General features: G+C 38.0%; 32 protein-coding genes, 1 tRNA gene and 1 riboswitch. Of the genes, 13 read left to right on the plus strand and 20 right to left on the minus strand.

Features of this window, described 5'->3' with window-relative positions; translation table 11 throughout:
* Nucleotides 1-12: 12 nt before the first annotated feature.
* Both HX109_RS05095 and HX109_RS05100 read right to left on the minus strand, forming a co-directional pair.
* Nucleotides 13-747, minus strand: coding sequence for a hypothetical protein (locus HX109_RS05095; RefSeq protein ID WP_178950121.1), 735 nt, complete (start codon nt 745-747; stop codon nt 13-15).
* An 11-nt stretch (nt 748-758) separates the two neighbouring features.
* Nucleotides 759-1466, minus strand: coding sequence for a hypothetical protein (locus HX109_RS05100; protein ID WP_255462776.1), 708 nt, complete (start codon nt 1464-1466; stop codon nt 759-761).
* 171 nt (nt 1467-1637) lie between these two features.
* On the opposite strand from HX109_RS05100, the gene HX109_RS05105 reads away from it, so the two are divergent.
* Nucleotides 1638-3368 (plus strand): hypothetical protein, encoded by a 1731-nt coding sequence (locus HX109_RS05105; RefSeq protein ID WP_178950122.1) that lies wholly within the window; start codon nt 1638-1640, stop codon nt 3366-3368.
* 15 nt (nt 3369-3383) lie between these two features.
* On the opposite strand, the gene HX109_RS05110 is transcribed toward HX109_RS05105, so the two are convergent.
* On the minus strand, nt 3384-3770 hold the full coding sequence (locus HX109_RS05110) for an STAS/SEC14 domain-containing protein (RefSeq protein ID WP_178950123.1): 387 nt from the start codon (nt 3768-3770) through the stop codon (nt 3384-3386).
* Between the two features lie 112 nt (nt 3771-3882).
* Between HX109_RS05110 and HX109_RS05115 the strand changes: the two genes are divergently transcribed.
* A complete protein-coding gene (locus tag HX109_RS05115; protein WP_178950124.1) occupies nt 3883-4260 on the plus strand; it encodes a hypothetical protein in 378 nt (125 codons plus the stop codon).
* Here HX109_RS05115 and HX109_RS05120 read toward each other — a convergent pair.
* Nucleotides 4250-4696 carry a GNAT family N-acetyltransferase gene (locus tag HX109_RS05120; RefSeq protein WP_410504046.1) on the minus strand — a complete coding sequence of 149 codons (447 nt, stop codon included), beginning with the start codon at nt 4694-4696 and terminating at the stop codon, nt 4250-4252. The genes HX109_RS05115 and HX109_RS05120 overlap by 11 nt on opposite strands.
* A gap of 151 nt (nt 4697-4847) precedes the next feature.
* Between HX109_RS05120 and HX109_RS05125 the strand changes: the two genes are divergently transcribed.
* Nucleotides 4848-5375 carry a DUF6624 domain-containing protein gene (locus HX109_RS05125; protein WP_178950125.1) on the plus strand — a complete coding sequence of 176 codons (528 nt, stop codon included), beginning with the start codon at nt 4848-4850 and terminating at the stop codon, nt 5373-5375.
* A gap of 51 nt (nt 5376-5426) precedes the next feature.
* Here the strand turns inward: HX109_RS05125 and HX109_RS05130 are convergent, their stop codons facing one another.
* The 4 genes from HX109_RS05130 to folB all read right to left on the minus strand — a co-directional run bounded on the left by HX109_RS05130 (nt 5427) and on the right by folB (nt 8356).
* The gene (locus tag HX109_RS05130) at nt 5427-7139 is read right to left on the minus strand and encodes a GMC oxidoreductase (protein ID WP_178950126.1); all 1713 of its coding nucleotides are present in this window, start codon (nt 7137-7139) and stop codon (nt 5427-5429) included.
* Entirely contained in the window at nt 7132-7689 is a 558-nt protein-coding gene (locus HX109_RS05135) for a gluconate 2-dehydrogenase subunit 3 family protein (protein ID WP_178950127.1), read from the minus strand. Before HX109_RS05135 ends, HX109_RS05130 begins: the two co-directional genes overlap by 8 nt.
* A 181-nt stretch (nt 7690-7870) precedes the next feature.
* Nucleotides 7871-7941, minus strand: a tRNA-Cys gene (locus tag HX109_RS05140).
* A gap of 58 nt (nt 7942-7999) precedes the next feature.
* Nucleotides 8000-8356: a dihydroneopterin aldolase gene (gene folB / locus HX109_RS05145; protein ID WP_178950128.1), complete on the minus strand. Its 357-nt coding sequence runs from the start codon at nt 8354-8356 to the stop codon at nt 8000-8002.
* Nucleotides 8357-8600: 244 nt separating this feature from the next.
* Between folB and HX109_RS16225 the strand changes: the two genes are divergently transcribed.
* Nucleotides 8601-8762 (plus strand): hypothetical protein, encoded by a 162-nt coding sequence (locus tag HX109_RS16225; RefSeq protein ID WP_220399481.1) that lies wholly within the window; start codon nt 8601-8603, stop codon nt 8760-8762.
* Nucleotides 8763-9087: 325 nt separating this feature from the next.
* Here the strand turns inward: HX109_RS16225 and thiH are convergent, their stop codons facing one another.
* The 8 genes from thiH to HX109_RS05185 all read right to left on the minus strand — a co-directional run bounded on the left by thiH (nt 9088) and on the right by HX109_RS05185 (nt 16139).
* On the minus strand, nt 9088-10200 hold the full coding sequence (gene thiH, locus HX109_RS05150; protein ID WP_178950129.1) for a 2-iminoacetate synthase ThiH: 1113 nt from the start codon (nt 10198-10200) through the stop codon (nt 9088-9090).
* 46 nt (nt 10201-10246) lie between these two features.
* Nucleotides 10247-11062: a thiazole synthase gene (locus HX109_RS05155; protein WP_178950130.1), complete on the minus strand. Its 816-nt coding sequence runs from the start codon at nt 11060-11062 to the stop codon at nt 10247-10249.
* Nucleotides 11059-11703: a thiamine phosphate synthase gene (locus HX109_RS05160; RefSeq protein ID WP_178950131.1), complete on the minus strand. Its 645-nt coding sequence runs from the start codon at nt 11701-11703 to the stop codon at nt 11059-11061. The genes HX109_RS05155 and HX109_RS05160 overlap by 4 nt, the downstream gene beginning before the upstream one ends.
* Complete coding sequence (locus HX109_RS05165) at nt 11700-12455, minus strand: hydroxymethylpyrimidine/phosphomethylpyrimidine kinase (protein WP_178950132.1); 756 nt, start codon at nt 12453-12455, stop codon at nt 11700-11702. Before HX109_RS05165 ends, HX109_RS05160 begins: the two co-directional genes overlap by 4 nt.
* Before the next feature lie 63 nt (nt 12456-12518).
* Complete coding sequence (locus HX109_RS05170; RefSeq protein ID WP_178950133.1) at nt 12519-13118, minus strand: thiamine phosphate synthase; 600 nt, start codon at nt 13116-13118, stop codon at nt 12519-12521.
* A gap of 15 nt (nt 13119-13133) precedes the next feature.
* Complete coding sequence (gene thiC, locus HX109_RS05175; RefSeq protein WP_178950134.1) at nt 13134-14990, minus strand: phosphomethylpyrimidine synthase ThiC; 1857 nt, start codon at nt 14988-14990, stop codon at nt 13134-13136.
* Nucleotides 14991-15142: 152 nt separating this feature from the next.
* Nucleotides 15143-15343, minus strand: a complete 201-nt coding sequence (thiS, locus tag HX109_RS05180) for a sulfur carrier protein ThiS (protein ID WP_178950135.1) — start codon at nt 15341-15343, stop codon at nt 15143-15145.
* Between the two features lie 103 nt (nt 15344-15446).
* Nucleotides 15447-15540, minus strand: a riboswitch (TPP riboswitch).
* A 92-nt stretch (nt 15541-15632) separates the two neighbouring features.
* The gene (locus tag HX109_RS05185) at nt 15633-16139 is read right to left on the minus strand and encodes a DUF456 domain-containing protein (RefSeq protein WP_178950136.1); all 507 of its coding nucleotides are present in this window, start codon (nt 16137-16139) and stop codon (nt 15633-15635) included.
* 356 nt (nt 16140-16495) lie between these two features.
* On the opposite strand from HX109_RS05185, the gene HX109_RS05190 reads away from it, so the two are divergent.
* The 9 genes from HX109_RS05190 (at nt 16496) to HX109_RS05230 (ending at nt 22772) form a co-directional block, all read left to right on the plus strand.
* On the plus strand, nt 16496-17032 hold the full coding sequence (locus HX109_RS05190; RefSeq protein WP_178950137.1) for a YceD family protein: 537 nt from the start codon (nt 16496-16498) through the stop codon (nt 17030-17032).
* A gap of 8 nt (nt 17033-17040) precedes the next feature.
* Nucleotides 17041-17238 carry a 50S ribosomal protein L32 gene (gene rpmF, locus HX109_RS05195; RefSeq protein ID WP_008611284.1) on the plus strand — a complete coding sequence of 66 codons (198 nt, stop codon included), beginning with the start codon at nt 17041-17043 and terminating at the stop codon, nt 17236-17238.
* Between the two features lie 172 nt (nt 17239-17410).
* A complete protein-coding gene (locus tag HX109_RS05200; RefSeq protein WP_178950138.1) occupies nt 17411-18406 on the plus strand; it encodes a beta-ketoacyl-ACP synthase III in 996 nt (331 codons plus the stop codon).
* 31 nt (nt 18407-18437) lie between these two features.
* Entirely contained in the window at nt 18438-18938 is a 501-nt protein-coding gene (gene accB, locus HX109_RS05205; protein ID WP_178950139.1) for an acetyl-CoA carboxylase biotin carboxyl carrier protein, read from the plus strand.
* A gap of 112 nt (nt 18939-19050) precedes the next feature.
* Nucleotides 19051-20406 (plus strand): acetyl-CoA carboxylase biotin carboxylase subunit, encoded by a 1356-nt coding sequence (gene accC, locus HX109_RS05210; protein WP_178950140.1) that lies wholly within the window; start codon nt 19051-19053, stop codon nt 20404-20406.
* A 68-nt stretch (nt 20407-20474) separates the two neighbouring features.
* Nucleotides 20475-21161, plus strand: a complete 687-nt coding sequence (gene mtgA, locus HX109_RS05215) for a monofunctional biosynthetic peptidoglycan transglycosylase (protein ID WP_178950141.1) — start codon at nt 20475-20477, stop codon at nt 21159-21161.
* 95 nt (nt 21162-21256) lie between these two features.
* Nucleotides 21257-21514: a hypothetical protein gene (locus tag HX109_RS05220; protein ID WP_178950142.1), complete on the plus strand. Its 258-nt coding sequence runs from the start codon at nt 21257-21259 to the stop codon at nt 21512-21514.
* A 151-nt stretch (nt 21515-21665) separates the two neighbouring features.
* Entirely contained in the window at nt 21666-22133 is a 468-nt protein-coding gene (locus HX109_RS05225; protein ID WP_178950143.1) for a GreA/GreB family elongation factor, read from the plus strand.
* Between the two features lie 87 nt (nt 22134-22220).
* Nucleotides 22221-22772, plus strand: a complete 552-nt coding sequence (locus tag HX109_RS05230; protein ID WP_178950144.1) for a DUF5004 domain-containing protein — start codon at nt 22221-22223, stop codon at nt 22770-22772.
* Nucleotides 22773-23052: 280 nt separating this feature from the next.
* Here HX109_RS05230 and atpG read toward each other — a convergent pair whose 3' ends face one another.
* The 4 genes from atpG to HX109_RS05250 all read right to left on the minus strand — a co-directional run bounded on the left by atpG (nt 23053) and on the right by HX109_RS05250 (nt 26719).
* Nucleotides 23053-23916, minus strand: a complete 864-nt coding sequence (gene atpG, locus HX109_RS05235) for an ATP synthase F1 subunit gamma (RefSeq protein WP_178950145.1) — start codon at nt 23914-23916, stop codon at nt 23053-23055.
* 104 nt (nt 23917-24020) lie between these two features.
* Nucleotides 24021-25598 carry a F0F1 ATP synthase subunit alpha gene (gene atpA / locus HX109_RS05240; RefSeq protein WP_178950146.1) on the minus strand — a complete coding sequence of 526 codons (1578 nt, stop codon included), beginning with the start codon at nt 25596-25598 and terminating at the stop codon, nt 24021-24023.
* Between the two features lie 62 nt (nt 25599-25660).
* Nucleotides 25661-26209: an ATP synthase F1 subunit delta gene (atpH, locus tag HX109_RS05245; protein ID WP_178950147.1), complete on the minus strand. Its 549-nt coding sequence runs from the start codon at nt 26207-26209 to the stop codon at nt 25661-25663.
* An 18-nt stretch (nt 26210-26227) separates the two neighbouring features.
* A complete protein-coding gene (locus HX109_RS05250) occupies nt 26228-26719 on the minus strand; it encodes a F0F1 ATP synthase subunit B (RefSeq protein WP_178950148.1) in 492 nt (163 codons plus the stop codon).
* Nucleotides 26720-26765: the final 46 nt, after the last annotated feature.

Genomic DNA, 26765 nt, shown 5'->3' on the forward strand with positions numbered 1-26765 from the left:
TAAAAATGTACATCAATCTTCTTCCAAGGTTTGAGAGAGGTATTGAAGATAGCTTTGCCTTAAAATAAGTTCGACTTTTTTAGAGTCTTCTATCGTATAGATTTTTTCATTGTGATCTGCCACAAAATAGGCGAAAGTACCAATCTCGTTGGGAGGTACATTAAGCTCTTTTAGTATAAATTCCTTGTAGTTGTTTTCTAAAAAACTAACATCGAAAGAGGTTGTTTCTCCCTTAAGCCGTTTTTTAAGTTTTTTAGTTCGGCCACTAATGGCGTTTAAAATAGGGTCTAGGCTTAAAGACAAACCACTGCCCGGATAATACATTTTTGTAGCCGCCTTTAAGCGTCTTTCGGCAGGGGTATGTACTTTCGGCACATAATCGGTAAACGTTCCATAGGATAGTTTTTGGCCTGTTAGCACCACTTCTTCCAGTTGGATTACTTCTTTATCAATATTTACTTCTACGACTCCTTTATTGAATTCCTCTGAAGTAACCATCATATAAAAATTGTCAAATTCATTGGAAGAAACTAAGAGCTCGTCTCCAACCATTACATTAATTAAATAATAGTTTCCTTGCATCCAACCTTCTTTGCTGTTGGCAAAATTAATAATGGAATAATTTTTAAAAATAACGTCTTCTTGAAAAATCAATACTTTTAATTGCTTCTCTTGTTGGGCAAACATAGTGTTATATCCTAAAAGACATAGCAGGATAGAAGTAATATGGTATTGTATGTTTTTCAAGTGGTATGGTTTTAATTTTCAGCTGGATCACTTACAAAATCAAAATAAGCTTTTCTGAGAAGGTATTCTACCCGTTTTCTATCTGCGACCTTATTAATTGCTTTGTATTTATCAGATACAAAATAACAAAATAGTCCGATATGCTCCCCTGGAACCTCAAGTTCATCCCTTATGTAATCTATGTAATTGTCCTCTAAAAATTCCACAATTAGACTTTTGGTTTCGGCTTTTACTAATTTTTTCAGGTTTTTGGTTCGACCAATAATCATATTGATGATGGGATCTAAAGACAGCCCAGAAGTAGCTGCATTTAAGCGTCGTTCAGCAGGCGTATGTGTTTTAGGGACATAATCTGTAAATGTTCCATAAGATAATTTCTTATCGGTTAAAACAACTTCCTCCAATTGTATGATTCCGTCTTCCGTATAGACTACAATTTTACCGGTAAGAACATCTTCCGTAGTTATTATTTTATAGAAATTTTTAAATTCCGGGGATGCCATAAATATTTGGTCTCCTTCCGAAGCACTAATAACATGAAATCCGTTTTCGTAAACCCCCTCTGTCTTAGTAGTCAAATTAGCGATTCCAAAGTTTTCCACGGCCTTGTCATTTATATAAACAAAAACCTTGATGGGAGTAACTTCTTGGGATAATAAGCTATTCGCCGAGAAAAGTAAAAGGCTTAAAGCCAAAAGGTTGTTTTGTAGTTTTATCACATGTAAAAAGTATTAGGCACAGCAATATATTTTATTTCCATAGCCTCACACACCTGTTTAACAGAAGTTTCACGACAAATTGTGATAGCTTTTGTAGTCCTCCCTCAAAACTTAAGTAATTTTTAATAATTCTGTACCTTTATACTATTTGCCACTTAAACCATATAAAAAATGCCCAAATCTTTTAAATTATGCTTAACTATGGCTGGTGCAGTTTCTGCGGGATCTTACACTGCCGGGGTGCTCGATTATTTAATAGAAACGTTATTGATATGGGAAGAAGCCAAAGAGAAAAATAGAGAATTGGGTGTCGGCCATCCAGATTACAACCATTCTGTCCCTATGCACGATGTGGAAATAGATGTTCTAAGCGGTGCTTCTGCGGGAGGTATTACCGGCACACTTACGTTGATGAGTTTGCTGAATAAAAATCACAAACCTGTAAATAGATTTAATCCGAAAGGAGAAGATAATTTATTTTACAAGTGTTGGGTTGAAATGGCCGACGATGAAAAAAGCGAAACTTTAGCTAAGCTTTTGGACACTTCAGATCTTTCTAAAAACAAAACCCCGGAATCTTTGCTGAACAGCACGGCCATTGAAAGAATAGCCAATGAAGCCCTTAGATTAAACAATGCGGTGTATTATCCGCCCTATGTTTCTTCAAACTTAGATCTTATTCTAACTACTACGAACTTACGTGGGCTCAATTTTAAAGTAGACTTTAGCGGCGGCAGTAAAACCAATTCTGCCAATATTATTACAAATCATGGAGGTTTTTTTAGGTACAAGGTTGAAAATCAATTATACCAGAGGGGCGTTCCCGAAGAAGAGAATGCTTTATTTTACGTGCTCGACCTTAAAGAAGAAGAAGATATAAGCTATTTAAAAGATGCCACCCTAAGTACCGCCGCATTCCCTATCGGACTAAAATCTAGGGAAATAGAAATTTCTAAAAAATATATAGAACGCTACCCTACTTATTTATTTGGAAGGCGAAAAGGCATAACCCCCCTAATTCTAGATAACGAAGAAAGTTACAAGTTTAATTCTATAGATGGCGGACTCATAAATAACGAGCCTTATGGAATAGGAATTAAAGTGTTGAATGAAAAGAATGCCGACCTAAAAGAGAGTGATAACTACGCCGTAGTGATGGTAGATCCTTTTCCCAACCAAGACAACGATCCTTCGCTGTTTAATCCAGACAGAAACATTTGGAGTATTGCCAAAGGCATGTTTAAGGCTTTGCGTAACCAAGTAATGTTTAATCAAGATGGCATTTTCGATGCACTTTCTTTAAGCGACCGTACCAAATTTCTGGTAGCACCCAGTAGAAAAACAATGGTAAATGGAAAAGCAATAAGGGAACAGCACCATTTAGCGTCCTCCCCCTTAAGCGGTTTTGCCGGATTTATGGACAAGCGTCTAAGAAAACATGACTTTGAATTGGGCAGAAAAAATTGCCAAGATTTTTTACGGTACCATTTCTCGGTAGAAGAAAAAAATATAGAAAAACGATTGGGTATTAAATTGCCCCAGCAAGCTATTGACAGGTTCTACTTTTCTGAACCATCGGAAGATAAAAGCGGATCGATACTTTTCCCCATTATCCCAGATATGAAAACCTTAAAAGCTTTTTCTGGAGAATTTGATTTGGAAGGCTATGGTACAGATGCTGTGCTTACCTACCCAAATTATCCAAAAGTGAGCTTAAGTAGCTTTGAAAAACAATATAAATCAATCTTAAAAAAGAGAATCCGTTTCTTGGTGCGCAGTATTTCAGGAAGTTCCTTATTGAGTTTCGGTTTTCGTTTGTTCTACCAAAGAAAAACATACGAACTGGTGCTTAATACCATACGCAAAAGTTTACATGAAGCCAGTGTATTGGAAAAAGAGTGACGAAATAAAAATGTATTAAACGGAAGAATTTACAAACATCATAGCTTCTTCCATCTGGGAAATATCGAAGTAGCGTTCATAACGCCCTTTGGAAGCCCGTTGAAAAAACAAGTTATCCAGAGGAACGAGCGATTTTACAATATTGGAATGTGCCACAATTGCCAAGTGCCCCATTTTTTTATAGTTTCGAAGTGACCATAAAATGTCTTCAAAAAAGGCTTTTGTACTACTTTTGGATATTTTGGCCTCATCCAACTTTATTAAAACATTTACTTGAGCGAAACCTTGGTCCAGTTTAGCCTCAAAAAGTTTCTCAAGAGTCTTTTCATCTTCCTTAGTAAAGCCATCGTAGACTTCAACGGCCAAGACATTGTTATCGAATGTTTTAAGTTGAGAAATCATAATATTGCTTCTTTTATTAAAGTTAAGCATATAAACGATGTATAAATTCTAAATTAACACTATTTAACTACCTGATAATTGGATATTTAGAATATATTATGTATACTACAGTATGGTAAGTATAGACAAAGAAAATCATACCGACTTTTTAAGCAGATCGGTAAGTTATTTAGAGAATAGAGGTTTTAATAATATTAAAGCGGACCTTGAGGGTTATGAAACCCCAAAATCCTTTATCAAAAAAGGGAGTGATATTACTATTACACCCGATATTGTTGCTGATAAGAAAGGGATTAAACATTTTTTTGAAATCAGCGTGAAATCTGAAAAACCGCATTTGTTGAAATCGAAATGGATGTTCTTGGATGTGCTGAGTAAAATGAAATCGTACCGATTTAAAATCATCAGTACCAAGGGGCACTATAAGTTTACAAATACCATGCTTGACGATTTAAACATGGATAAAAAGATGATCAAGATCAACTCTTGATCATTTTTATGTGTGGGATCCCATCCTCTAAATAACCTTTCCCTTTTTGTATAAAACCGTGCGCTTCGTAGAACTTCTCCAAATAGCGTTGGGCTGAGATTTCTATGTTTTGTTTTCCATAGTTTACATGGGTAGCTTCAATAGATGCTCTCATCAATTCATGACCAAGACCATACTTTCGTTCACTCTTTCTCACCACAACCCTCCCAATACTTGGATTTTCAAAATAATCTCCAGCATTAAAAATGCGCGTATAGGCAACCAATTCGCCATCATGCTTTCCTAAAACATGTAACGCTTTATTGTCTTTTCCATCTATATCCTGGTAAACACAATTCTGTTCCACCACAAAAACTTCACTACGCAACTGTAAAATTTCATAGAGTTCTTTTTTTGTGAGTTGGTCGAATGTTTTGGTATGTATTTCCAGTTTCATGTAATGTATTTGCCACAAAGATAAAAAGTCTGTTCAGAATTCGCTACAATCCCATTGGTATTCACAAGCAACTCTTAGACTTTTATCTATTTATTTTGAGGATTTAATTTAAAACTTTAATTTTTCAGAGAAAACTTTCAAATAGGATATCATGAGAATTAATATTGTATTTACCATTATCATATTTTTTACGATTTCAGCTATCAATGCACAAAGTAATTTTATGTTGCAAAGAATGGCTGATGACGATCAAAACTCGAGAATTGGAGGCATCACGGATTGGGATCTTTTACGGAAACAAGATAGTATTCGGCGCATAAAAGTTCTTGAAATGATGAGGGACAATAAACTGAACACCGCAAAAGATTATTACAACGCTGGAATTATATTTCATCACGGCAACGACACTATTTCTTCTGAAATGGTTGTTACTTGCTTTAAGAGGGCATTTTACAAAGATTCCACATTAAACAGATGGTGGTATGCGGCGGCAGTTGATAGAAATTTGATGAGAAAGGGAAAACCTCAAATTTACGGCACACAACACATTACAGTTAAAGATACATCAGGAAAAGCTGTTACCAGGCTCTATGATCTGGATACAACAAAAATAACGGATGAAGAACGAAGTTTACATTTTGTTCCGTCTTTAGCAGAGTTAAAAAAAGAACTAAAATAATTTATTTTAGGTAGTACCTAAGGTCATTCCAGAATCAATCAAGCAATTCAATCAACCTTGTTTCGACTCTTTGATGGCGTGATAACAAGCTCGGGCAGTTAACGCCATATAGGTTAGGGATGGATTTTGCGTGGCGGTAGAGGTCATACAAGCACCATCGGTAACATATACATTTTTACAAGCATGCAACTGGTTCCATTTATTCAAAAGGGAAGTATTAGGATCGTGTCCCATACGTACTCCGCCCATCTCGTGTATGTCTAATCCCGGAGCTTTGTCTGGAATATCCACAGCTTGAATATTCTTAAATCCTGCAGCCTCAAACATCTCGGTAAATTCTGCAACATAATCTTTTATCATTTTTTCATCATTCTCATCGTAACCCACATTTATTCGTAAGAGCGGAATTCCGTAATCGTCGTTTTTTTCGGGGTCTAACTTTAGCGTACTTTCCTCTTTTGGAATGGTTTCCCCCATCATATGAGACCCTACGCGCCAATTTCCATATTTCGGATTCAAGAGATTGTTTTTTAGTTCTTCCCCTATTCCATCGGACGGTTGGATTATTTGCCTTGAAGCCCCAAAACCAGCGGCGTACCCCCTCAAGAAGTCTGTTTCTTGTTTTTCCACATTTCTAAACCGTGGAATGTAAGCAGCAGTTGGCCTTCTACCGGTGGTAATTTTATCTAAATTTCCTTCATATTCTGCATGAATACTAACCCTATAATTGTGAAAAGCGATATACTTCCCTAAAAGGCCATTATCATTACCTAAACCATTCGGAAAACGGTTGGATTTTGAGTTCAGCAAAATCATATTCGTGTTAAAAGCACTGGCATTCACAAAAATGACTGGTGCATAGAACTCGGTGATTTCTTTTGTTTGAGCATCTATAACCCTTACCCCGGTAGCTTTTTCCTTCTTATCATCGTAAATTATGGAATGTACCACCGCATGGTGCTTCATGGTGAGATTCCCTGTTTTTTGTGCCCAGGGAATTGTGCTAGAGTTACTGCTAAAATAACCTCCAAAAGGACAACCACGTCGGCATAAATCGCGTGTTTGACACATTCCGCGCCCCTGTTCAATAAATATATCCTTGGTTTCAGTAATATGGGCACAGCGACCGTAGATTACATGACGCTGATTTTTATATTTTTCGGCGACCACCTTTTTAAAATGTTCTTCGGTGCAATTAAGTCCCATCGATTTTAGAAATTCTCCATCCGGCAAAGTATCTAAGCCATCATATTCACCAGAAATACCAACAAACTTTTCTACATAACTGTACCAAGGAGCTATATCTTTATAACGAATAGGCCAATCTACTGCAAATCCATCACGGGCCGGCCCTTCGAAGTCGTAATCGCTCATCCTTTGGGTTTGGCGTGCCCATAACAAAGATTTTCCACCCGTTTGATAGCCGCGAATCCAGTCAAAAGGTTTTTCTTGCACGTAGGGCTGCTCCTTATCCTTAGTAAAAAAATGATAGGAATCTTCATGAAAATTATAGCATTTTGCGGCAATTGGGTTTTCATTTTTTATGTTTTCGGGAACTACATTGGCATGATCCAGCTCCCATGGCATTAAATTGGTAGTAGGATAGTTCTCCACATGCGTTACTTCCCTACCACGTTCCAACACCAAAGTTTTCAGTCCTTTTTCTGTAAATTCCTTTGCTGCCCAACCTCCGCTCATTCCAGAACCAATTACAATGGCGTCAAAAGTATTTTTTTTAGTGCTATCTATATTGAAATTAGGCATTGATATTTATTTTTTCGTTAGGATCTATCGTCTTACACGTTTTATAAGAAAACGCACCGGGTATTAAATTGTAGGGCATTAGTTCCGTAAGGTAATACTCACTGTTTTTATAGCCCCAAATTGCCGTGTGTTTGGTGGTATGGAGAAAATTGGAAAGGTCTTTGTCTAAAGTGTCATTATGCAACATACTTGTAAGTACGGTATATTTTTCTTCGGAAGATAAATCCTCAAACTCATCTCCATTATTTTCTTTCACTGTTGGATTGAACAGTCGGAGTCCTTTTAAAAAAGAGTCTTGTTTTTCCTTTTCTGCACAATCATCCAACATTACCCAAACAAAGTTTTGAACTTTTAAAGAAACCCCTCCTTTTGTTTCCCCTTCCGGAAGAATAACCGCCACAATCGCTTCTAAAAGCTCTTCTTCTTCAATGGTGACCTGAAGATTGTTTAGGGCGATGGGCGTACGTTTATCTAAAAAGTTACAGGAAGGCATGAGTATTAATCCACCTGTGATAATCCCCAGGCTTTTTAGAACATTTCGTCTTTTCATTGTCTTATCTTTATAAAATCATCCTAACGACACATTGGTCGATAAATATACCTCGCTGTATTGGATATGTTTTATTTGAAGATCTATTTTTTGTTAAAATGAAAAAATCCTGTAAGTATTTGAAATTATCTTTGAAGAGATAGCATAAAAAAATCCATCTCATTAAAGATGGATTTTTTTGAGGCATCGAGCGGATTCGAACCGCTGTACAAGGTTTTGCAGACCTCTGCCTAGCCACTCGGCCACGATGCCCTTTTGCGGAGGGCAAATGTAATAAAAATATTGCTCTTTATCCAAAAAGGTTTTTAAATTATCTATTTAGGGTCATCTGTATGGTTACCTGCTCTACATTACCACCTATAGGCGGATTGATTTTAGAAACTTCTACGGTTACTTCATTCGCAATTTCAATCTCCTTTAAGATTCGGTCGATAATTCTTTTTGCCACATGCTCCAACAATTTAGAGCGTATGGCCATTTCCTCTTTTACAATGCGGTTTATTTGCACATAATCTACCGTATCTTTTAATTGGTCACTTTCCGCAGAGGGTTGTAAATTGGCTTTTACCTCCACATCAACTCGGTAATCGCTACCTATTTTACCTTCCTCTACCAAACATCCATGGTAAGCATACACTTGAATATTGGTTACTTTTATTATTCCCAAAATTGTCCTGTTTTATAATTACAAAAGTATAGTTTAATTGAATAAGACTAAAATGGGTTACCAGAAATCTATGAATAACGGCTTTTGATGTATGGGTACTTGACGCTTTTAAGTGCCGTCCTGGCGAGAAGCGAAAAGCGACGTGGCCATCTCCCGATATAATGAAGTAGCTATAAAAATTGCTGGGAGACTGCCACACTGCACGTGGTTCCGTTCGCAGTGACGTTTAGGGTCAGTAGATCAGATGCGGGAAGACAGAAGCACAAGCCTTGTCGACCAACGGGAGACACCGCATCACCTATTGGAAACAAATAATGGGATATCTCCCTACGGTCGATATGACCGCAGAACCGACATTACCGTTTTACTATCTTGCAGCTTTGCAAATTCAAAAATCTACGAATAACGGCTTTTGATGTATGGGTATTTGACGCTTTTAAGTGCTGTCCTGGCGAGAATCGAAAAGCGACGTGGCCATCTCCCGATATAAAACAGTAGCTATGCAAATTACTGGGAGACTGCCACACAACGCGTGGTTCCTTTCGCACCGATGTTTAGGTTCAGTAGATTAGATACGGGAAGACAGAATCACAAGTCTTGTCGACCAACGGGAGACACCGCATCATCTATTGGAAACAAATAATGGGATATCTCCCTACGGTCGATATGACACTGAGAAAAAACCAGATGAGCACTGCCTACTGAACATTAAATACTGTCCACTGCTCAACTCATTCCCAATTGTTAGCCCAGTCTTTCCAGACCACTTCTATGCCTTGTTCTTTTAGCATTTTTGTGATGACTTCCGTAGAGCGTTCGTCAGAGATTTCAAATTGATCCAGCGATTGTTTATCGACCACATATCCGCCGGGATTGGTTTTAGATTCAGCACTCATGGAGGTAATACCCAAATTAACAATGTTGTTTCTAAACGTTTCACTTTCACGGGTGGAAATGGTCAATTCAACATCTTCTTCTAGCATTCTGTAGGCACAAATAAGTTGTACTAAATCGGGATCTGTCATTTCCACTTTTGGATCTAATCCCCCTGAAAATGGTCGTAAACGAGGAAAAGAAATGGAAAACTTAGTCTGCCAATACGTTTTCTTTAAATAGTGTAGGTGCAAAGCCGTAAAAAAACTATCGGTTCTCCAGTCTTCCAAACCGAATAAAGCCCCGAGACCAATTTTATGAATTCCAGCACGCCCCAATCTGTCTGGAGTTTCCAATCGGTAGAAGAAATTTGATTTTTTCCCTTTCGGATGATGCTTTTTATACTCCTCCTCATGGTACGTTTCCTGATACACCAACACTCCGTAAAGGCCACTTTTTTTTAGCAATTCATATTCATCTTGATCCAAAGGTTGAACCTCAATACTAATATTGGAAAAATGCCTCCGAATTAATTGAATAGCATTGTTTAGATATTGAACTCCAACCGTGGTATTCGCCTCTCCAGTCACCAACAAAATATGATCGAAACCTTTACTTTTGATAAAGTCAACTTCCTTTAAAATTTCCGCATCCATTAAGGTTTTTCGTGGGATTTTATTGGTAAAACTAAAACCACAGTACGTACAGATATTTTGGCATTCGTTGCTTAAATACATGGGTGCAAACATCTGCATGGTGTTTCCAAACCGCCGCTTGGTAATGCGTCTACTCTCTTGAGCCATCCGTTCTAAAAAAGGTTTGGCAGAAGGAGAAATCAAAGCTTTGAAATCCTCTAAATCCCTTTTCGGCCTTTCCAATGCACGGATTACGTCATTTTCGGTTTTGGCAAGGATGCTTTGATGTATTTCATCCCAAGAATATTGTAAAAATGTGTCCTGAAAACTATTCATCTGTTCTTTTTTATTTTTTAATTTGTCAGATGGAATTCGCCATTGATTATTCCGGTGGGGTATCAATTTTATTAATATGGCTCATTTCATATAAAAAACTTGTTAGCGGACTGCTAGCTTCCGCATTTTTATTTATAGTAGCCAAGCTTGCCAAAAAGGCTTCGCGTCCAGCTTCTACTCCTTTTTTAAAAGCCTTGGCCATCATAATAGGATTTTTAGAAACAGCCATGGCGGTGTTTACCAAAACGGCATCTGCACCCATTTCCATTGCGGCGGCAGCATGGGAAGGCGTGCCAATACCAGCATCTACAATTACCGGAACGTTACTTTGTTCGATAATGATTTCCAGAAAATCCAATGTTTTTAGTCCTTTATTGGTGCCAATGGGAGCTCCCAAAGGCATGACACACTGCACGCCAACATCCTCTAGTCGCTTGCATAAGACGGGATCGGCATGAATGTAAGGCATTACTACAAAACCTTTTTTTACCAATTCTTCCGCAGCTTGAAGTGTTTCAATAGGGTCGGGTAACAAGTAATTGGGGTCGGGATGGATTTCCAGTTTTATCCAATTCGTATCCAGCGCTTCCCGAGCCAATTCCGCAGCAAAAATGGCCTCTTTCGCATTTCTAACTCCAGAGGTGTTAGGGAGTAAACTTATACGTTCGTGGTCTAGTCCGACTAACATATTGTCTTCTTCATCGTTAGCGTCCACACGTTTTAAAGCCACAGTTACCAGTTCACTTTCACTGGCCAAAACTGCCTCCCTCATCACTTTAGTGGAGCTGAATTTACCAGTTCCCACAAACAGTCGGGAGGTAAATTCTGTATCCGCTATTTTTAAGGTGTCTGTAATATTCATTCTTTTGTTATTTCTTGGTTCATCGCAGTTTCTATTGCTGCAATTCGTTCTTTTAGGTGTTCGTTTTCGGTTAGCCAGCCAGACATCGCTACGCCGTGTAGCCCTGTTTCCGAAAGGCTCAAGAGGTCTTCCTCTTTAATTCCACCAATAGCTATTATTGGAGTCTGTAGATTTTTTGAATGATATTTTTTAAAAATCTCATTGTAACCTTTTAGGCCTAGAATCGGACTCAATTTTTCTTTCGTTTTTGTAAATCGAAACGGACCCAAACCAATGTAATCTACTTTTTTTGTCGTCAAATTTTCAATGTCCTGCCATGTATTTGCGGTGCCACCAATGATTTTGTGAGCTCCTAAAATTTTTCTTGCTACTGTAGGGTGCAAATCTTCTTTTCCCAAATGCACACCATCGGCATCTACTTCTTTGGCTACTTCAACGTGATCGTTTATCAAAAGTGTGGCTCCGTAGCGCTTACAAATGGCCTTTGCCTCTAAAGAGGTTTCTAGCATTTTTTTTTGGGTTTCATTTTTTAAACGTAGCTGAATCCATTTACCTCCATTCGCGCATACTTTTTCTAGGTTTTCAAGATGTTTTTCGGGTGTCGCCCCTTGCGTTATATAATGTAATTTGCTGATGCTCATAAATGATATGCTAGTTTCGTAAAATTAGAGCGTAATGCCTTTTCGGTATATTTTTTAGCCTTTTCACAAGCATTTTCCAGTGTTTCACCGTTGGCTAAATAGCTTGCCATAGCCGCTGATAAAATGCACCCACTCCCATGTTTTTCATATATCTTTTCTTCGGAAGGATAAAAATCAAATTTTTGCCCGTTAAACAAATACAAAGTATCTTTTCCTTTTTCAGATGGGTGATGCCCGCCTTTCAGAAAAAGATTGGTATGTTTTACTATTGATGTAATTTTTATATTTAAATTTTCTTCTTCTGAAAGCTGAAGTATTTCATCATAATTTGGAGTTAGAACAGTTATGTTTTTCAGTATTTCTTCGGAAAGTAAAGCTTCATAATGAAAATCGTATCCACTACTCGATTTTAAAACTGGATCTAAAACAACAGGAGCGTTTTGGATATACGTTTTTAACAACTGAAGAATTTCAAGTAAAATGGTCTTGTTTTGAACAATACCAATTTTAACCGCTGAAATTTCATATCGTTCTAACAATGTTTTAAGTTGTTTTAAGATAAACGAATTATCCTCCCAAAGGCACTCCAAAAAAGAATCCTCCGTTTGAATGGTATTGGCTGTTTGTACCGCCAATCCGTAGCAACCATTGGCCTCAATAGTTTTGATGTCGGCTAACAATCCGGCGCCTCCGCAGGGATCAAAACCGGCGATAGTAAGTACAAATGGCTTATTGTTGATTGAAAATCTCATTATCGAATAGTAATAACTTTTAAAGTATCCCCTTCGACAAGCTCAGGGTGACATTGAATAATTTCATATTTTAAAGACTTCCTCATATTTTTTCTTCATTTGAACATATGATTTTACTGCATTTTTTGATTTCCAAATATGTCCCAGCACGGCGACACCGCTAAACCCAAGTTTTTTGACTTCCGTTATTTTGGAACTATCGATGCCTCCAAGCGCTACAATTTTTTGATGCAAACCGTTTATGTTGAATTGCTTTCCTACATAATTTTCCTTGGAAATGGAATTGAAAATCGGACTCAAAAAACAGTAATCATATATGCTTCCTTCTTTTTCTAATTCAGCAACTGTATGAAAACCCGTGCTCACCATTTTTCCTTTCTTCTGAAACTTTTCAATATAAACTTTACGGTTCTCCAGCGTGCTTCTTTGTTTTTCGGTTAAATGGACTCCTTTAATCTTAAAAATTTCGCACAGTTCATGATGTTGATGCAGCATCATTTTTTGATGATGCATTTCACTGAAATTCAATAACCACTTTTCTAGGTCAGTTTTGCTCATAAAAGGTTTACGAACATGTAGGGTTTGCAAGCCATTTTCAAAAAGCGACTTCAAAACAGCAACTTCATCTTCCGTGTTTTCTTCCCGAGTGATTACGATCAGCATGACCCACAAAAATTTTTATAAATACACTTCGCTTCCTTTTTCTTTGAATTCCTCTGCTTTTTTCTTCATTCCTTCTTCAATTGCCTCATGGGAATCCAATCCGTTTTCTTTGGCGTAATTCCGTACATCCTGCGTGATTTTCATCGAACAGAAATTTGGACCACACATGGAGCAAAAATGAGCCACTTTTGCGTTGTCCGAAGGGAGTGTTTCGTCGTGGTAAGCACGCGCCGTATCAGGGTCAAGCGCCAAATTAAATTGATCTTCCCATCGGAATTCAAAACGAGCCTTACTCATAGCATTATCACGATGTTGAGCACCTGGGTGTCCCTTCGCCAAATCGGCAGCGTGAGCAGCTATTTTATAGGTAATAACACCTGTTTTTACATCTTCTTTGTTTGGTAAACCTAAATGTTCCTTTGGAGTTACATAGCAAAGCATGGCGCAACCGTACCAACCAATCATGGCGGCACCTATTCCGCTGGTAATATGGTCATAGCCAGGGGCGATATCGGTGGTTAACGGCCCGAGTGTATAAAAAGGTGCTTCGCCACATTCTTTTAACTGTTTGTCCATATTTTCCTTGATCATGTGCATGGGGATGTGCCCTGGACCTTCGATAAATGTTTGTACGTCGTGTTTCCACGCAATTTTAGTGAGCTCACCTAAGGTTTCCAATTCTGCAAACTGTGCATAATCATTGGCATCGGCGATACTTCCTGGACGGAGTCCGTCGCCTAACGAAAAAGACACGTCGTAGGCTTTCATAATTTCGCAGATTTCTTCAAAATGAGTATATAAAAAGCTCTCTTTGTGATGTGCCAAACACCATTTTGCCATAATGGAACCGCCACGGGAAACAATTCCTGTAACACGTTTGGCGGTATGCGGTACGTATTGCAAGCGAACCCCTGCATGAATGGTAAAATAATCGACTCCTTGTTCGGCTTGCTCGATAAGTGTGTCCCTAAAAATTTCCCAAGTTAGGTCTTCGGCCTTACCGTTTACTTTTTCCAACGCTTGATAAATAGGAACAGTACCAATAGGAACAGGTGAATTTCTTAAAATCCATTCGCGGGTTTCATGGATGTTTTTTCCTGTGGAAAGATCCATAATATTATCGGCGCCCCAACGGCAAGCCCAAACAGCTTTTTCTACTTCTTCTTCAATGGAAGAGGTAACCGCAGAATTCCCAATATTAGCATTAATTTTCACCAAAAAGTTGCGCCCAATTATCATGGGTTCGCTTTCGGGGTGATTGATGTTACACGGAATTACCGCGCGACCACTGGCCACTTCCTGTCGCACGAATTCGGGAGTAATTTCTTTCGGAATAGAAGCTCCAAAACTTTCACCCGCATGTTGGGGAGCAATTTCCTTTATCTGTTGCAACTTTTGATTTTCACGAATGGCAATAAATTCCATTTCCGGCGTGATAATCCCCTTTCGAGCGTAATGCATTTGGGTTACATTTTTACCCGCTTTGGCACGCATCGGATTTTTCGTGTGCTTAAAACGCAATTCGTCCAGTTTTTTGTTGTTTAATCGCTCGTTTCCGTACGCTGATGATAGTCCGCTTAACTGTTCTACATCGCCGCGCTCCTCAATCCATTTGGCGCGAATGGGTTTTAATCCTTTTCGAACATCTATTTCAGCATTTGGATCGGTGTAAGGGCCACTGGTATCATAAACGAGAACCGGTTCGTTTTTTTCAGTGGTGCCGTTAAATTTATCTACAGTATCGCTAAGCGTAATTTGGCGCATAGGCACTTTTACATCTTTATGGATGTTTCCATAGACATAAATTTTATTGGAATTGGGAAAAGGTTCCCTGCTGATGTGTGTGTTTGATGCAGAATTTTCAGTTTTCATAATTTGTATTGTTGTTAGAATTTTATTGCGTTAGGGATTGAAGCGGCATCCTTTTAAATTGTTCTTCGACAAGCTCAGAATGACAATTTAAAAGATATAGCGTAAAGCCTGTCTGCCGACAAAGGCAGACCTGACCGAGGGGAACACCCATATCATCCACCTTGGGTTGCTTTAATTATTAGAATGTTAGCATTGTTTTCCAGCGGTTCTTCCCATTTAGATTTGGGCAAAACGCTATTATTAAGTGCTACAGCTACTCCGTTGGCAGAAATATTTAAATATGCCAAAAGTTCTTTTGCATTCAATTCTTTTTCAAAAGTATGTTCGGTGTTGTTTACGTTTACAGTGATCATAAAAACTATATTTTACTGCAAACCTTAGGAAGAGTCCTAAAAAAGAAGATGACGGAAATTTAACGAACGAACGTTAAAAATACCGTTTTATAGCTACTTTGTGGGTAGTCTATCAACTTTTCCCTTCGCACGTACTAACGTGATCAGGTTCTAAGGGTTTTATCTCAGCTGATTTAACAGCACCCCTAAAGTTTACTAGCTCAAAGATAACGAATTACTGAAGAGAAACCCAAACAATATAAGTTGAAATATAAAACTAGGATGTTATTTATAGTTATAAAAAAGCCATTTAAAGAAACAAAACGGACCTGTACTCCCAAACTTTAAACATAAAAATAATAGAAAAGATAACAGCAACTACAAACTTTAAAAAAGTTCCTGTTAGGAAACCAAGAAATGATCCAAAAGCTGCACGTAGCGCGGTTTTTCTATCAGCTTTATTAATAAGCTCACCTACGAATGCTCCCACAAATGGCCAAACGACTACCCCAAAAAGTCCCAAAACAGGAAATATAATGGAAACGACCAATCCTACCGTGGTGCCAATAATTCCCGCCCGGCTTCCACCAAAACGCTTGGTGCCGGCAATGGGGATGAGGTAATCTAAAACTATAATGGCTATGGCTACAAACAAAGTAATCCCCAACATCCACCAGTTAGTGGGAATTGCCTTGGTAAGGTACAGCAATAATAAACCAACCCAACTTATGGGGGCACCCGGTAAAATAGGTAAAAAGCTGCCAAAAAACCCAATTATAATACATACAAAACCTATGGTTACCAATAAAACGTCCATTAACATCTGTTTTTACGAAACATAAAGATAAGCATTGTTTGTTTTTATTTTTTACACCCTTTATATAAGGTAGAAATAAAAATAAGTTAGTTTGTAAGCAACCTATTTCCATAAAGAAGTTTTGAACCCAAACGTCGAAATGAAACAAAATGGACATTAAAAATTAAAAAAAGGCTTCATATTTTATGTTATAAGACACTATTTAATTACCTTTCTACTGCCGAATATTACAGTGTTTTCGCCGATTAATAGTTATAAACAAAAAAAAGTTAATAACATTATAATCGTAAATAAAAATTTATATCTTTGCACCCGCCTTATACTTGAGGTATAGGCTTTTAAAACTGATGTTTACAATGAAGAAGTTTAAGGAGTTTGACATCCCTTTTGTAGGATTAAAACAAGGAAAACACCAGTTCGACTTTGAAATTAACAAAAAGTTCTTTGATGCTTTTGAGTTTGAAGAGTTTAACGATGCCAATGTGCATGTGGACTTAGTTCTGGACAAAAAAAGCAGTATGTTGGAGTTGACTTTTAAAAGTAAAGGCACCGTAAATGTTTATTGCGACTTGTCCAATGAGCCTTACGATCAAGAAATAAAAGGTAAACTTCATCTATTGGTAAAGTTTGGAGACGAATACAACGATGAGAACGAAGAGGTTCTTATAATTCCCCATGGGGAATATCAAATAAATGTGGCACAATACATTTATGAGATGATTGTACTTTCGGTTCCTAATAAAAGAATTCATCCTGGAGTTAAGGATGGCACTTTATCAACAGAAATTTTAGAGAAACTGGAAGCGTTTCAACCAAAAGAAGAAAAAGAAAATAACGACGGAGAAACAGATCCAAGATGGGATCAATTGAAAAAACTATTAACGGATAAATAAGATTAAAAATGGCACATCCTAAAAGAAGACAGTCTAGCACTAGAAGAGATAAGAGAAGAACGCACTACAAAGCTACGACTCCTCAAATCGCTACCGACCCAACAACGGGTGAAGCGCATGTGTATCACAGAGCTCATTGGCACGAAGGTAAACTATACTACCGCGGGCAAGTTCTTATCGATAACACAACGGAAGAAGTAGCCTAAGGCGACATTTTAGTTAAAAGTTAAAACTCTCACATGAAGTGAGAGTTTTTTTATTCAAAATTTTTCTATAAGTCAAAAACACCCTATTTTGCACCACTATTCGAATTAAAATTAGTAATTTCACTTAATTTTCGTCGAATTTTGCCCGTTTTTGATAAAAATAAAGCGAATTATGAATAGACTTAAAGCAGCTATTACAGCTGTAGGAGCATATGTGCCCGAGTATGTACTTACCAACCAAATATTGGAAACAATGGTTGATACGAACGATGACTGGATTACCAGTAGGACAGGCATTAAACAAAGGCATATTTTAAAAGAAGAAGGCAAAGGCACTTCTTACTTAGCTATAAAAGCAGCAGAAGACCTGCTGAACAAAAGCGGGGCCAACCCAGAAGAAATAGATATGGTAATTGTTGCTACAGCAACTCCCGATCTTCCCGTAGCTGCCACAGCGGCCTATGTAGCTTCTCAAATTGGAGCCGTTAACGCATTCGCTTACGATTTACAAGCCGCTTGTTCCAGTTTTTTATACGGAATGTCTACGGCATCCAGTTATATAGAATCTGGACGTTACAAAAAGGTTTTGCTTATAGGAGCCGATAAAATGTCTTCTATTATAGATTACACAGATAGAACTACCTGTATTATTTTTGGAGATGGTGCTGGCGCAACTTTGTTCGAACCCAATGAAGAGGGACTAGGACTACAGGACGAATATTTAAGAAGCGATGGAATAGGCAGGGATTTCTTAAAAATTGAAGCTGGAGGCTCTATACTACCGGCTTCTGAAGAAACTGTAAAAAACAAACAGCATTTTGTTTTTCAAGATGGTAAAACAGTTTTCAAATTTGCCGTATCCAATATGGCAGATGTGGCAGAAAAAATTATGACACGCAATAACCTAACAAACGATGATGTACAATGGTTGGTACCACACCAGGCTAACAAGCGCATTATAGACGCTACCGCCAATAGGGTACAGCTGGATCCATCGAAGGTAATGGTTAATATTCAAAAATATGGTAACACCACTTCAGCAACACTTCCTTTACTTCTTGCCGATTACGAAAAGCAATTAAAAAAAGGTGATAACTTAGTGTTCGCTGCTTTTGGAGGTGGATTTACTTGGGGATCCATTTATTTAAAATGGGCATATAATGCATAACAACAGAACTCATCACTAATAAAACTCAATCATGGATTTAAAAGAGATTCAAAGTTTAATCAAATTCGTGGCAAAATCCGGTGCAAGCGAAGTAAAGCTTGAAATGGAGGATGTAAAAATTACAATTAGAACAGGGTCTGAGGACAAGAAGGGCGAAAGTACTACTTACGTTCAGCAAATTCCTGTAAACCAACCAATGCCACAACAGGGAGCTCCAGCTCCACAACCTGCAGCAGCTCAAGGAGAAGTAGAAGCTACTCCTGCTAAATCTGCCGCAGACGAAGACAGCAAATACATTACCGTAAAATCTCCTATTATAGGAACCTTCTATAGAAAACCATCACCAGACAAACCCAATTTCGTGGAAGTAGGCGATAGTATTTCTAAGGGCGATGTGCTTTGTATTATTGAAGCTATGAAACTTTTCAATGAAATTGAATCAGAAGTTTCTGGTAAAATCGTAAAAGTGTTGGTTGATGAATCTTCTCCTGTAGAATTTGATCAACCATTATTTTTGGTAGACCCATCATAGAAATTTTGAATAGACCGTTTAAATAATGTAACTACCAAGTTCATTGTTTAAAATAAATCAAACCCTCTAGGAGGGATTCAAAATTTAGATTTCAAAATTTAAAATTTCAGAGATGTTTAAAAAAATATTGATCGCAAATAGAGGGGAAATAGCGCTGCGCGTTATTAGAACCTGTAAAGAGATGGGTATAAAAACGGTAGCTGTGTACTCCAAGGCAGACGAAGAGAGTTTGCACGTGAGGTTTGCTGATGAAGCCGTTTGTATTGGTCCACCGCCAAGTAAAGACTCTTATCTCAAAATCGCAAATATTATAGCTGCTGCAGAAATTACCAATGCAGACGCCATTCACCCTGGTTATGGGTTTCTATCTGAAAATGCTAATTTTTCAAGAATTTGTAAGGAGCACGGTATCAAATTTATTGGCGCTGGTCCCGAAATGATTGAAAAAATGGGAGATAAGGCTACAGCCAAAGCTACCATGAGAGCAGCAAAAGTGCCTACAGTCCCAGGATCCGAAGGTTTATTGAAGTCCATTGAAGACGCCAAAAAAATAGCCAAGGAAATGGGTTATCCAGTTATGCTTAAAGCAACTGCTGGTGGTGGTGGTAAAGGGATGCGTGCCGTTTGGAAAGAAGAAGACCTTCAAAAAGCATACGAAAGTGCCAAACAAGAAGCTGGTGCGTCTTTTGGTAACGATGGTATGTATATGGAAAAACTTATTGAGGAACCACGCCACATTGAAATTCAAGTGGTAGGAGACCAATTTGGGAAAGCATGTCACCTTTCTGAAAGAGATTGTTCTGTACAAAGACGTCACCAAAAACTTACCGAAGAAACACCTTCTCCATTTATGACCGATGAGTTACGGGAGAAAATGGGTAAAGCCGCTGTAAAAGCTGCCGAATATATTAAGTATGAAGGAGCTGGAACCGTTGAGTTTCTAGTGGATAAGCACAGAAACTTCTACTTTATGGAAATGAACACCCGTATACAAGTAGAGCACCCTATAACAGAACAGGTTATTGATTACGATTTAATTCGTGAGCAAATTCTAGTCGCTGCCGGTGTGCCAATTTCAGGAAAAAATTATTATCCAAAATTACATTCTATTGAGTGTAGGATTAATGCCGAAGACCCATACAACGACTTTAGGCCGTCTCCAGGTAGAATTACTACTTTACACGCGCCTGGAGGGCATGGTGTACGTTTAGACACCCATGTGTATAGTGGTTACATTATACCGCCTAATTACGATTCGATGATCGCCAAATTAATTACCACTGCCCAAACTAGGGAAGAGGCCATAAATAAAATGAAGCGCGCTCTGGATGAATTTGTTATCGAAGGGATTAAAACCACGATTCCATTCCACAGACAATTAATGGACGAGCCAGATTATGTTTCTGGAAACTACACAACCAAATTTATGGAGACTTTCAAAATGAAGCCTCCAGTAGAAGAAGAATAAAGTTTTTTCTTTTTAAATATATACCCGTATCATTTTATACATTTGATACGGGTTTTTTATTTTTACGTATGCTGAAAAAATTTCTACGCTTTATTTTTAAAATCTTGGTCTGGTTTATAATTATATCTACCGGACTAGTGCTTTTTTATAAATGGGTTCCTGTTCCCGCCACTCCACTTATGGTAATAAGAAGTGTACAACAAAAGCAGGACGGTAAAGCTATTACCTGGAAGCACGACTGGGTCTCCATGGATCACATTTCAAAAAATTTACAATTGGCCGTTATTTGCAGCGAAGACCAAAAATTCTTACAGCACAATGGTTTCGATGTTGAAGCTATAGAAAAAGTCATTGAATCCAATAAAAAGGGTAAAAAATTACGTGGCGCCAGCACCATAAGTCAACAAACAGCCAAAAATGTTTTTCTCTGGCCAGGAAGAAGTTGGGTGCGTAAAGGTTTTGAAGTCTATTTCACGTTTTTAATAGAATTGCTATGGAGCAAAGAGCGAATTTTGGAAGTATATTTAAACAGCATTGAAATGGGAGATGGTGTTTATGGAGCGGAAGCGGCTTCCCAATTTTGGTTCCGTAAAACCGCTAAAACATTATCTCCACAGGAAGCCGCGGCCATAGCGGCTATTTTGCCAAATCCTTTGCGTTTTAAAGCCTCTCCTGCCTCCGGCTATATACAAACACGTAAAAACTGGATCGTTCGGCAAATGGGCTTCTATGGGCCTCTTCAGTTTTCCAAGTAAAATTAGATAATTAGAATCTTTACAAATTAACCTAAAAACGAAATTTTTTGTAAATTATTCTATATATTGGGATAATAATCCTAATCTAAATATCCATGAGACTACAAGAACAATTAGCCTTCTGCAAGCAGTGCGAAAAAAGATCTTTCGATTCTTCAACCGGAATCTTCTGCTCAGTAACTCAACAAAAACCAAATTTTATAGACAACTGCTCAGATTTTGCGCAAGATGAAAAACAGCTAAAAAAATCGGAACGAATGGAAGTACAAAAATCCAACAAAGCCCAAGTAGCCATAGCTATCGGTGTTATATTTATTGTCCTTAGAATTATTCTTCGAATTCTGAGGGATTGATCGCAGTAATCTTAAAAGGCTTTTATTTCCAATATACATCCCTAAAAACTATTTTATTAAACAAATAATCAGTTTTTCTAGCAATCTGCTATGCTGTATTTTTGCATTTGTACAGATATACCAAAGAGTTGGATCTCTTTAATTTTAAACCATGGAAAAGAGTTTAAAGAAACATATTATAAGCAAATGCCAAGAACTATTAAATGAACGTCATTATCAGATTCAAAAATCCATAGCTGCCATAGAAGAATCTTTAACTTCAGAAACTAAAAGCAGTGCGGGCGATAAACACGAAACAGGGCGGGCTATGCTTCAACTGGAACGTGAAAAAGCCGGTAATCGTTTAAAGGAAATCGAAGCCATGTTTCAAGCATTTTCTATAATAAAATTACAAAGTACTTCCGAAGTAGGTCAGAAAAAAATCCGCACCGGAAGCCTTGTTGAAACTGAAAATGGTTTTTATTTCATATCTGTTTCTTTGGGCGTGATTACCATCGATAAAAAAACTGTTTACTGTATCTCTCCCCAGTCCCCAATAGGTAATTTGCTCCTTGGAAAAGAACTCGGCAACACCATTACTTTTAGAGCAACCAGCGCTAAAATTCTTTCCATCTTATAAAATTTTAAAAATCTTTAGTTCTGCACGCAACCTTTTTTGTTTTTCACCCTCTACTATAAAAGGTTAAACTTAAAGTAAAGATTTTAAATGAAAACAAGAAAATTAATAGCCGCTTCTTTATTTGTGGCTTTATCTGGACTATTTATTGGCTGTAACGACGACGATGGAGCTAGCTGTGCCCAAGATTATACAGGAGCATTATCTGAGCAAGAAGCATCTTTTGCCGGAACATGGACACTAACGGGAATAGAATCTAGCGAAGCGATTGACCTTACGGATGATGATGTAGACAACCCAAGCACTGATATTTTTGCCCAAGAAGATTCTTGTCTTACAGATATTGTTTACGAATACAACACGGACAGAACTTTTACTTATGACCAAGGTAAAAACACAGCGGATTGCAACCGCAGCGAACAATTTACAGGAACTTGGAAATTAGGTGGAAACACTCTTGGGCTAATTACTAACTGTTTTGAAAGTATCGAAGAAATTTCTTTTAGCGAAGATAGAACTTCTTATACCGTAGCAAGTAGAGGAATTGTAACCGATGCAAATGGACAGCGCCAGGAAGTGGATTTGACTTTTACTTACACTCAGGGCCCTATGATGGTAGAGCCTGAGCCAACCTTTGAATAAAACGAGGTAGGCGTTAAAAATATAGTTAAGTTTTAGGTTAAAAACCGGTAGTGGATTTAAATCGCTGCCGGTTTTTTTTTTGATCCCTATTCCTAGGAAAACAAAAAGCCCTGCAAAATTGCAAGGCTCATTGTATAATGTATCGTGTAATTATCTAATTGTTAAATGCTCCCACCTGGTCGCTAATTGTTCAATGCTTCGGCTTTGTGAGAATTTGCTCCCGACTGGTCGCTAATTGTTCAATGCTTCTGCCTTGTGAGAATTTGCTCCCGACTGGTCGCTAATTGTTCAATGCCTCAGCACCTCCAACAATTTCTAAAATTTCGTTGGTGATGGCAGCTTGTCGTGCTTTGTTATACGTAAGTGTCAACTCCGCTTTTAAATCCGCCGCATTGTCTGTTGCTTTATGCATCGCCGTCATACGTGCTCCGTGTTCAGAGGCGAATGAATCGCGAATCGCTTTATACAACTGCGTTTTTAATGACTTCGGGATTAACGTTTCAATAATTTCTTCTTTTGAAGGCTCAAAAATATAATCTGCCACAGCCGTAGGTTCTTCACTTTCAATAGGCTTAATTGGCAAAAAATCTTCTGTTTTAACTATTTGCGTCGCTGCATTTTTAAAGTGATTGTATACCAAAACGATTTTATCGTAGGTTCCTTCTTTAAAAAGCATCATTAAACGTTCTGCAATAACAGAAACGTTATCAAATGTCAAATCCTCAAAAATCTCATTATTGTTATGGGTAACGTAATGGTTTTTTTTAAGGATATCGTTCCCTTTTTTACCAATAGTTACAAAGCTCACTTTCTTATCAGTATACGTTGTGGTTGCAAGACGATTAGAAGCTTTAATAACATTGGTGTTAAATGCACCACACAAACCTCTATTGGATGTAATGGCAACTACCAATACCTTTTTAACTTCTCTTTGTTCAGCAAAAACGCTTCCAGCATCACCTTCCAAGGTTGCACTAAGACTTTGTAAAAGCTCGGTAAGTTTATCGGAATATGGACGCATCGCTGTAATTGCATCTTGCGCTTTTTTCAACTTTGCTGCCGATACCATTTTCATGGCACTGGTAATCTGCATCGTTGATCCAACCGATGAAATTCTGCTACGTATTTCTTTTAAATTTGCCATTCTAGCCTCTCCTAAATCCTCTCCAAAGGAGAGGACTTAATGATTTTAAATTAGTAAAGTTATTTTAATCCAATCTTCTCCCCTTTGGGGAGACCGAGTGGGGCCTATTTATATTTTGCTGAAACTTCTTTTGCCACTTTGGTTAGCGTGTCTGTAACCTCATCGGTAAGTTTACCAGCTTTTAAAGTATCTAAAACACCTCTGTGTTTAGCATTCAAGAACTCTAAATAATCTCTTTCAAATTCTTTTACTTTCTCCACAGGAACTTCTCTTAACAAATTCTTAGATCCTGCATAGATTATAGCAATTTGATCTTCTACAGTATAAGGATCGTTTTGAGCTTGCTTTAATATCTCTACGTTTCTCTTACCTTTGCTAATAACATTCATGGTAGCCGCATCAAGATCAGAACCAAACTTCGCAAACGCTTCTAGTTCCCGGTATTGTGCTTGGTCTAACTTTAAAGTACCCGCTACTTTTTTCATGGATTTTATTTGCGCATTACCCCCAACACGAGATACCGAAATACCTACGTTAATTGCTGGACGTACCCCAGAGTTGAATAAATCTGACTCCAAGAAAATCTGACCATCTGTAATGGAAATTACGTTGGTTGGGATATATGCTGAAACGTCTCCCGCCTGTGTTTCGATAATTGGTAACGCCGTTAAAGAACCGCCACCCTTTACAATTGGTTTAAGAGACTCTGGAAGATCGTTCATTTCCTTTGCAATATCATCGTCTGCAATCACTTTTGCAGCGCGCTCCAATAATCTAGAGTGCAAGAAGAAAACGTCTCCAGGATACGCCTCACGTCCCGGTGGACGACGAAGTAATAAAGATACCTCACGATAAGCCACCGCTTGCTTAGATAAATCATCGTAAACAATTAATGCAGGACGTCCTGTATCTCTAAAATATTCACCAATTGCCGCACCTGCAAATGGAGCATACACCTGCATAGGAGCAGGATCTGATGCATTTGCCGCAACAATTACTGTGTAAGCCAAGGCTCCTTTATCTTCTAAAGTCTTAGCGATTGCTGCTACCGTAGAGGCTTTTTGCCCGACAGCAACATATATACAAAATACTGGTTTTCCAGCATCGTAAAATTCTTTCTGATTGATAATGGTATCGATACAAACGGTAGTTTTACCCGTTTGACGGTCACCAATAACCAATTCACGTTGTCCTCTACCCACAGGGATCATCGCATCGATAGATTTGATTCCTGTTTGCATTGGCTCGTTTACTGGCTGACGGAAGATTACCCCAGGAGCCTTACGCTCTAGTGGCATTTCAAAAAGCTCACCACCAATTGGACCTTTACCATCGATAGGGTTTCCTAAAGTATCTACTACACGGCCTACCATTTCCTCACCTACCTTAATAGATGCGATACGCTGTGTACGCTTTACAGTATCACCCTCTTTAATCTCTTTTGAAGGTCCTAAAAGTACAATACCAACATTGTCTTCCTCTAGGTTAAGTACAATCCCTTCCAGTCCAGATTCAAATTGCACTAACTCTCCGTATTGTGCATTCGACAATCCGTAAACACGGGCAATACCATCCCCTATCTGGAGTACAGTTCCCACTTCGTCTAATGAAGCTTTTGCTTCAAATCCTGATAGTTGCTTTTTTAATATTGCTGATACCTCAGCCGCTTTAACTTCAGCCATCTTATTTAGTATTTAGATTTTAGATGCTCTATAATTAAAGCACCTTACCTTTAATTTTATATTTAAGAAACGTATGTGTTATTGTGTAAATCTCTTTTGAGATTATTTAATTGATAAGCTATACTTGCGTTGTACTGTAGATCTCCTACACGTAATATAAAACCGCCTATAATGCTTTCATCAACTTTATTTTCTATAGTTGCTTTATTTCCGGTAAGCTCGTTTACCTTAGCCAGTACTTTTTTCTCGAGCTCTCCAGATAATGGAACAGCCGTTGTTACCACAGCAACTTCTTCTCCTCTCATTTTATCATAAAGGATGATATACTTTTCTGCAACCACTTTTAGTAAATCGATACGGTTGTTTTCAATAAGCACATCAATTAGACCTTGAGAAACTGTATTTATCCGGGAAAAAATTTCCATTAAAGCCGCCTTTTTATTGGAAAGCTTTATAATAGGACTTTGAATTACATTTTGCAACTCCTTACTCCCATTTATAGTAGCAAAAATATCTTTCATATCTGCATTTACCACTTCAAGAGCATTTTGCTCTTTTGCATAGTCTAAAACAGCCTTTGCGTATCTTTGTCCTGCTCTGGTACCTGTCATGGTGTTCCTACTTACAAATTAGTTTAAAGTAACTTCGTTCAACATATCGTCTACCAGCTTTAACTGCTTGTCTTTAGACGAAAGTTCCGACTTTACAACCTTCTCTGCTATTTCCACAGATAAAGCAGCTACCTGATTTTTAAGCTCTGCAACCGCAGCTTGCTTTTCACTTTGAATAGTCTGCTGGGCTTGCTTAATCATTTTATCGGCCTGCACTTGTGCTTCTCCCTTTGCTTCGGAAATCATTTTATCTTTAATTTCACGAGCTTCCTTAATCATAGCATCTCTTTCTGCACGCGCCTCCTGTAATAGCTTTTCGTTATCAGCTTGAAGATTCTGTAACTCCTTACGGGCATCGTCTGCCGCGCTCAAAGCCTTGTTGATAGATTCTTCCCTGCTGCTTACCGCTCCCAAGATAGGTTTCCAAGCATATTTGCGTAATAATATGAATAGAATTACGAAAACGATTATAGACCAAAAAATTAAACTTTCAGGATGTGTAATATTCATTATAAAAAATATTAAAAAACGTTGTTCTTTTGTTAGGTAAAATCAA

The sequence above is a fragment of the Galbibacter sp. BG1 genome (assembly GCF_013391805.1).
Classification (GTDB): Bacteria; Bacteroidota; Bacteroidia; order Flavobacteriales; family Flavobacteriaceae; genus Galbibacter.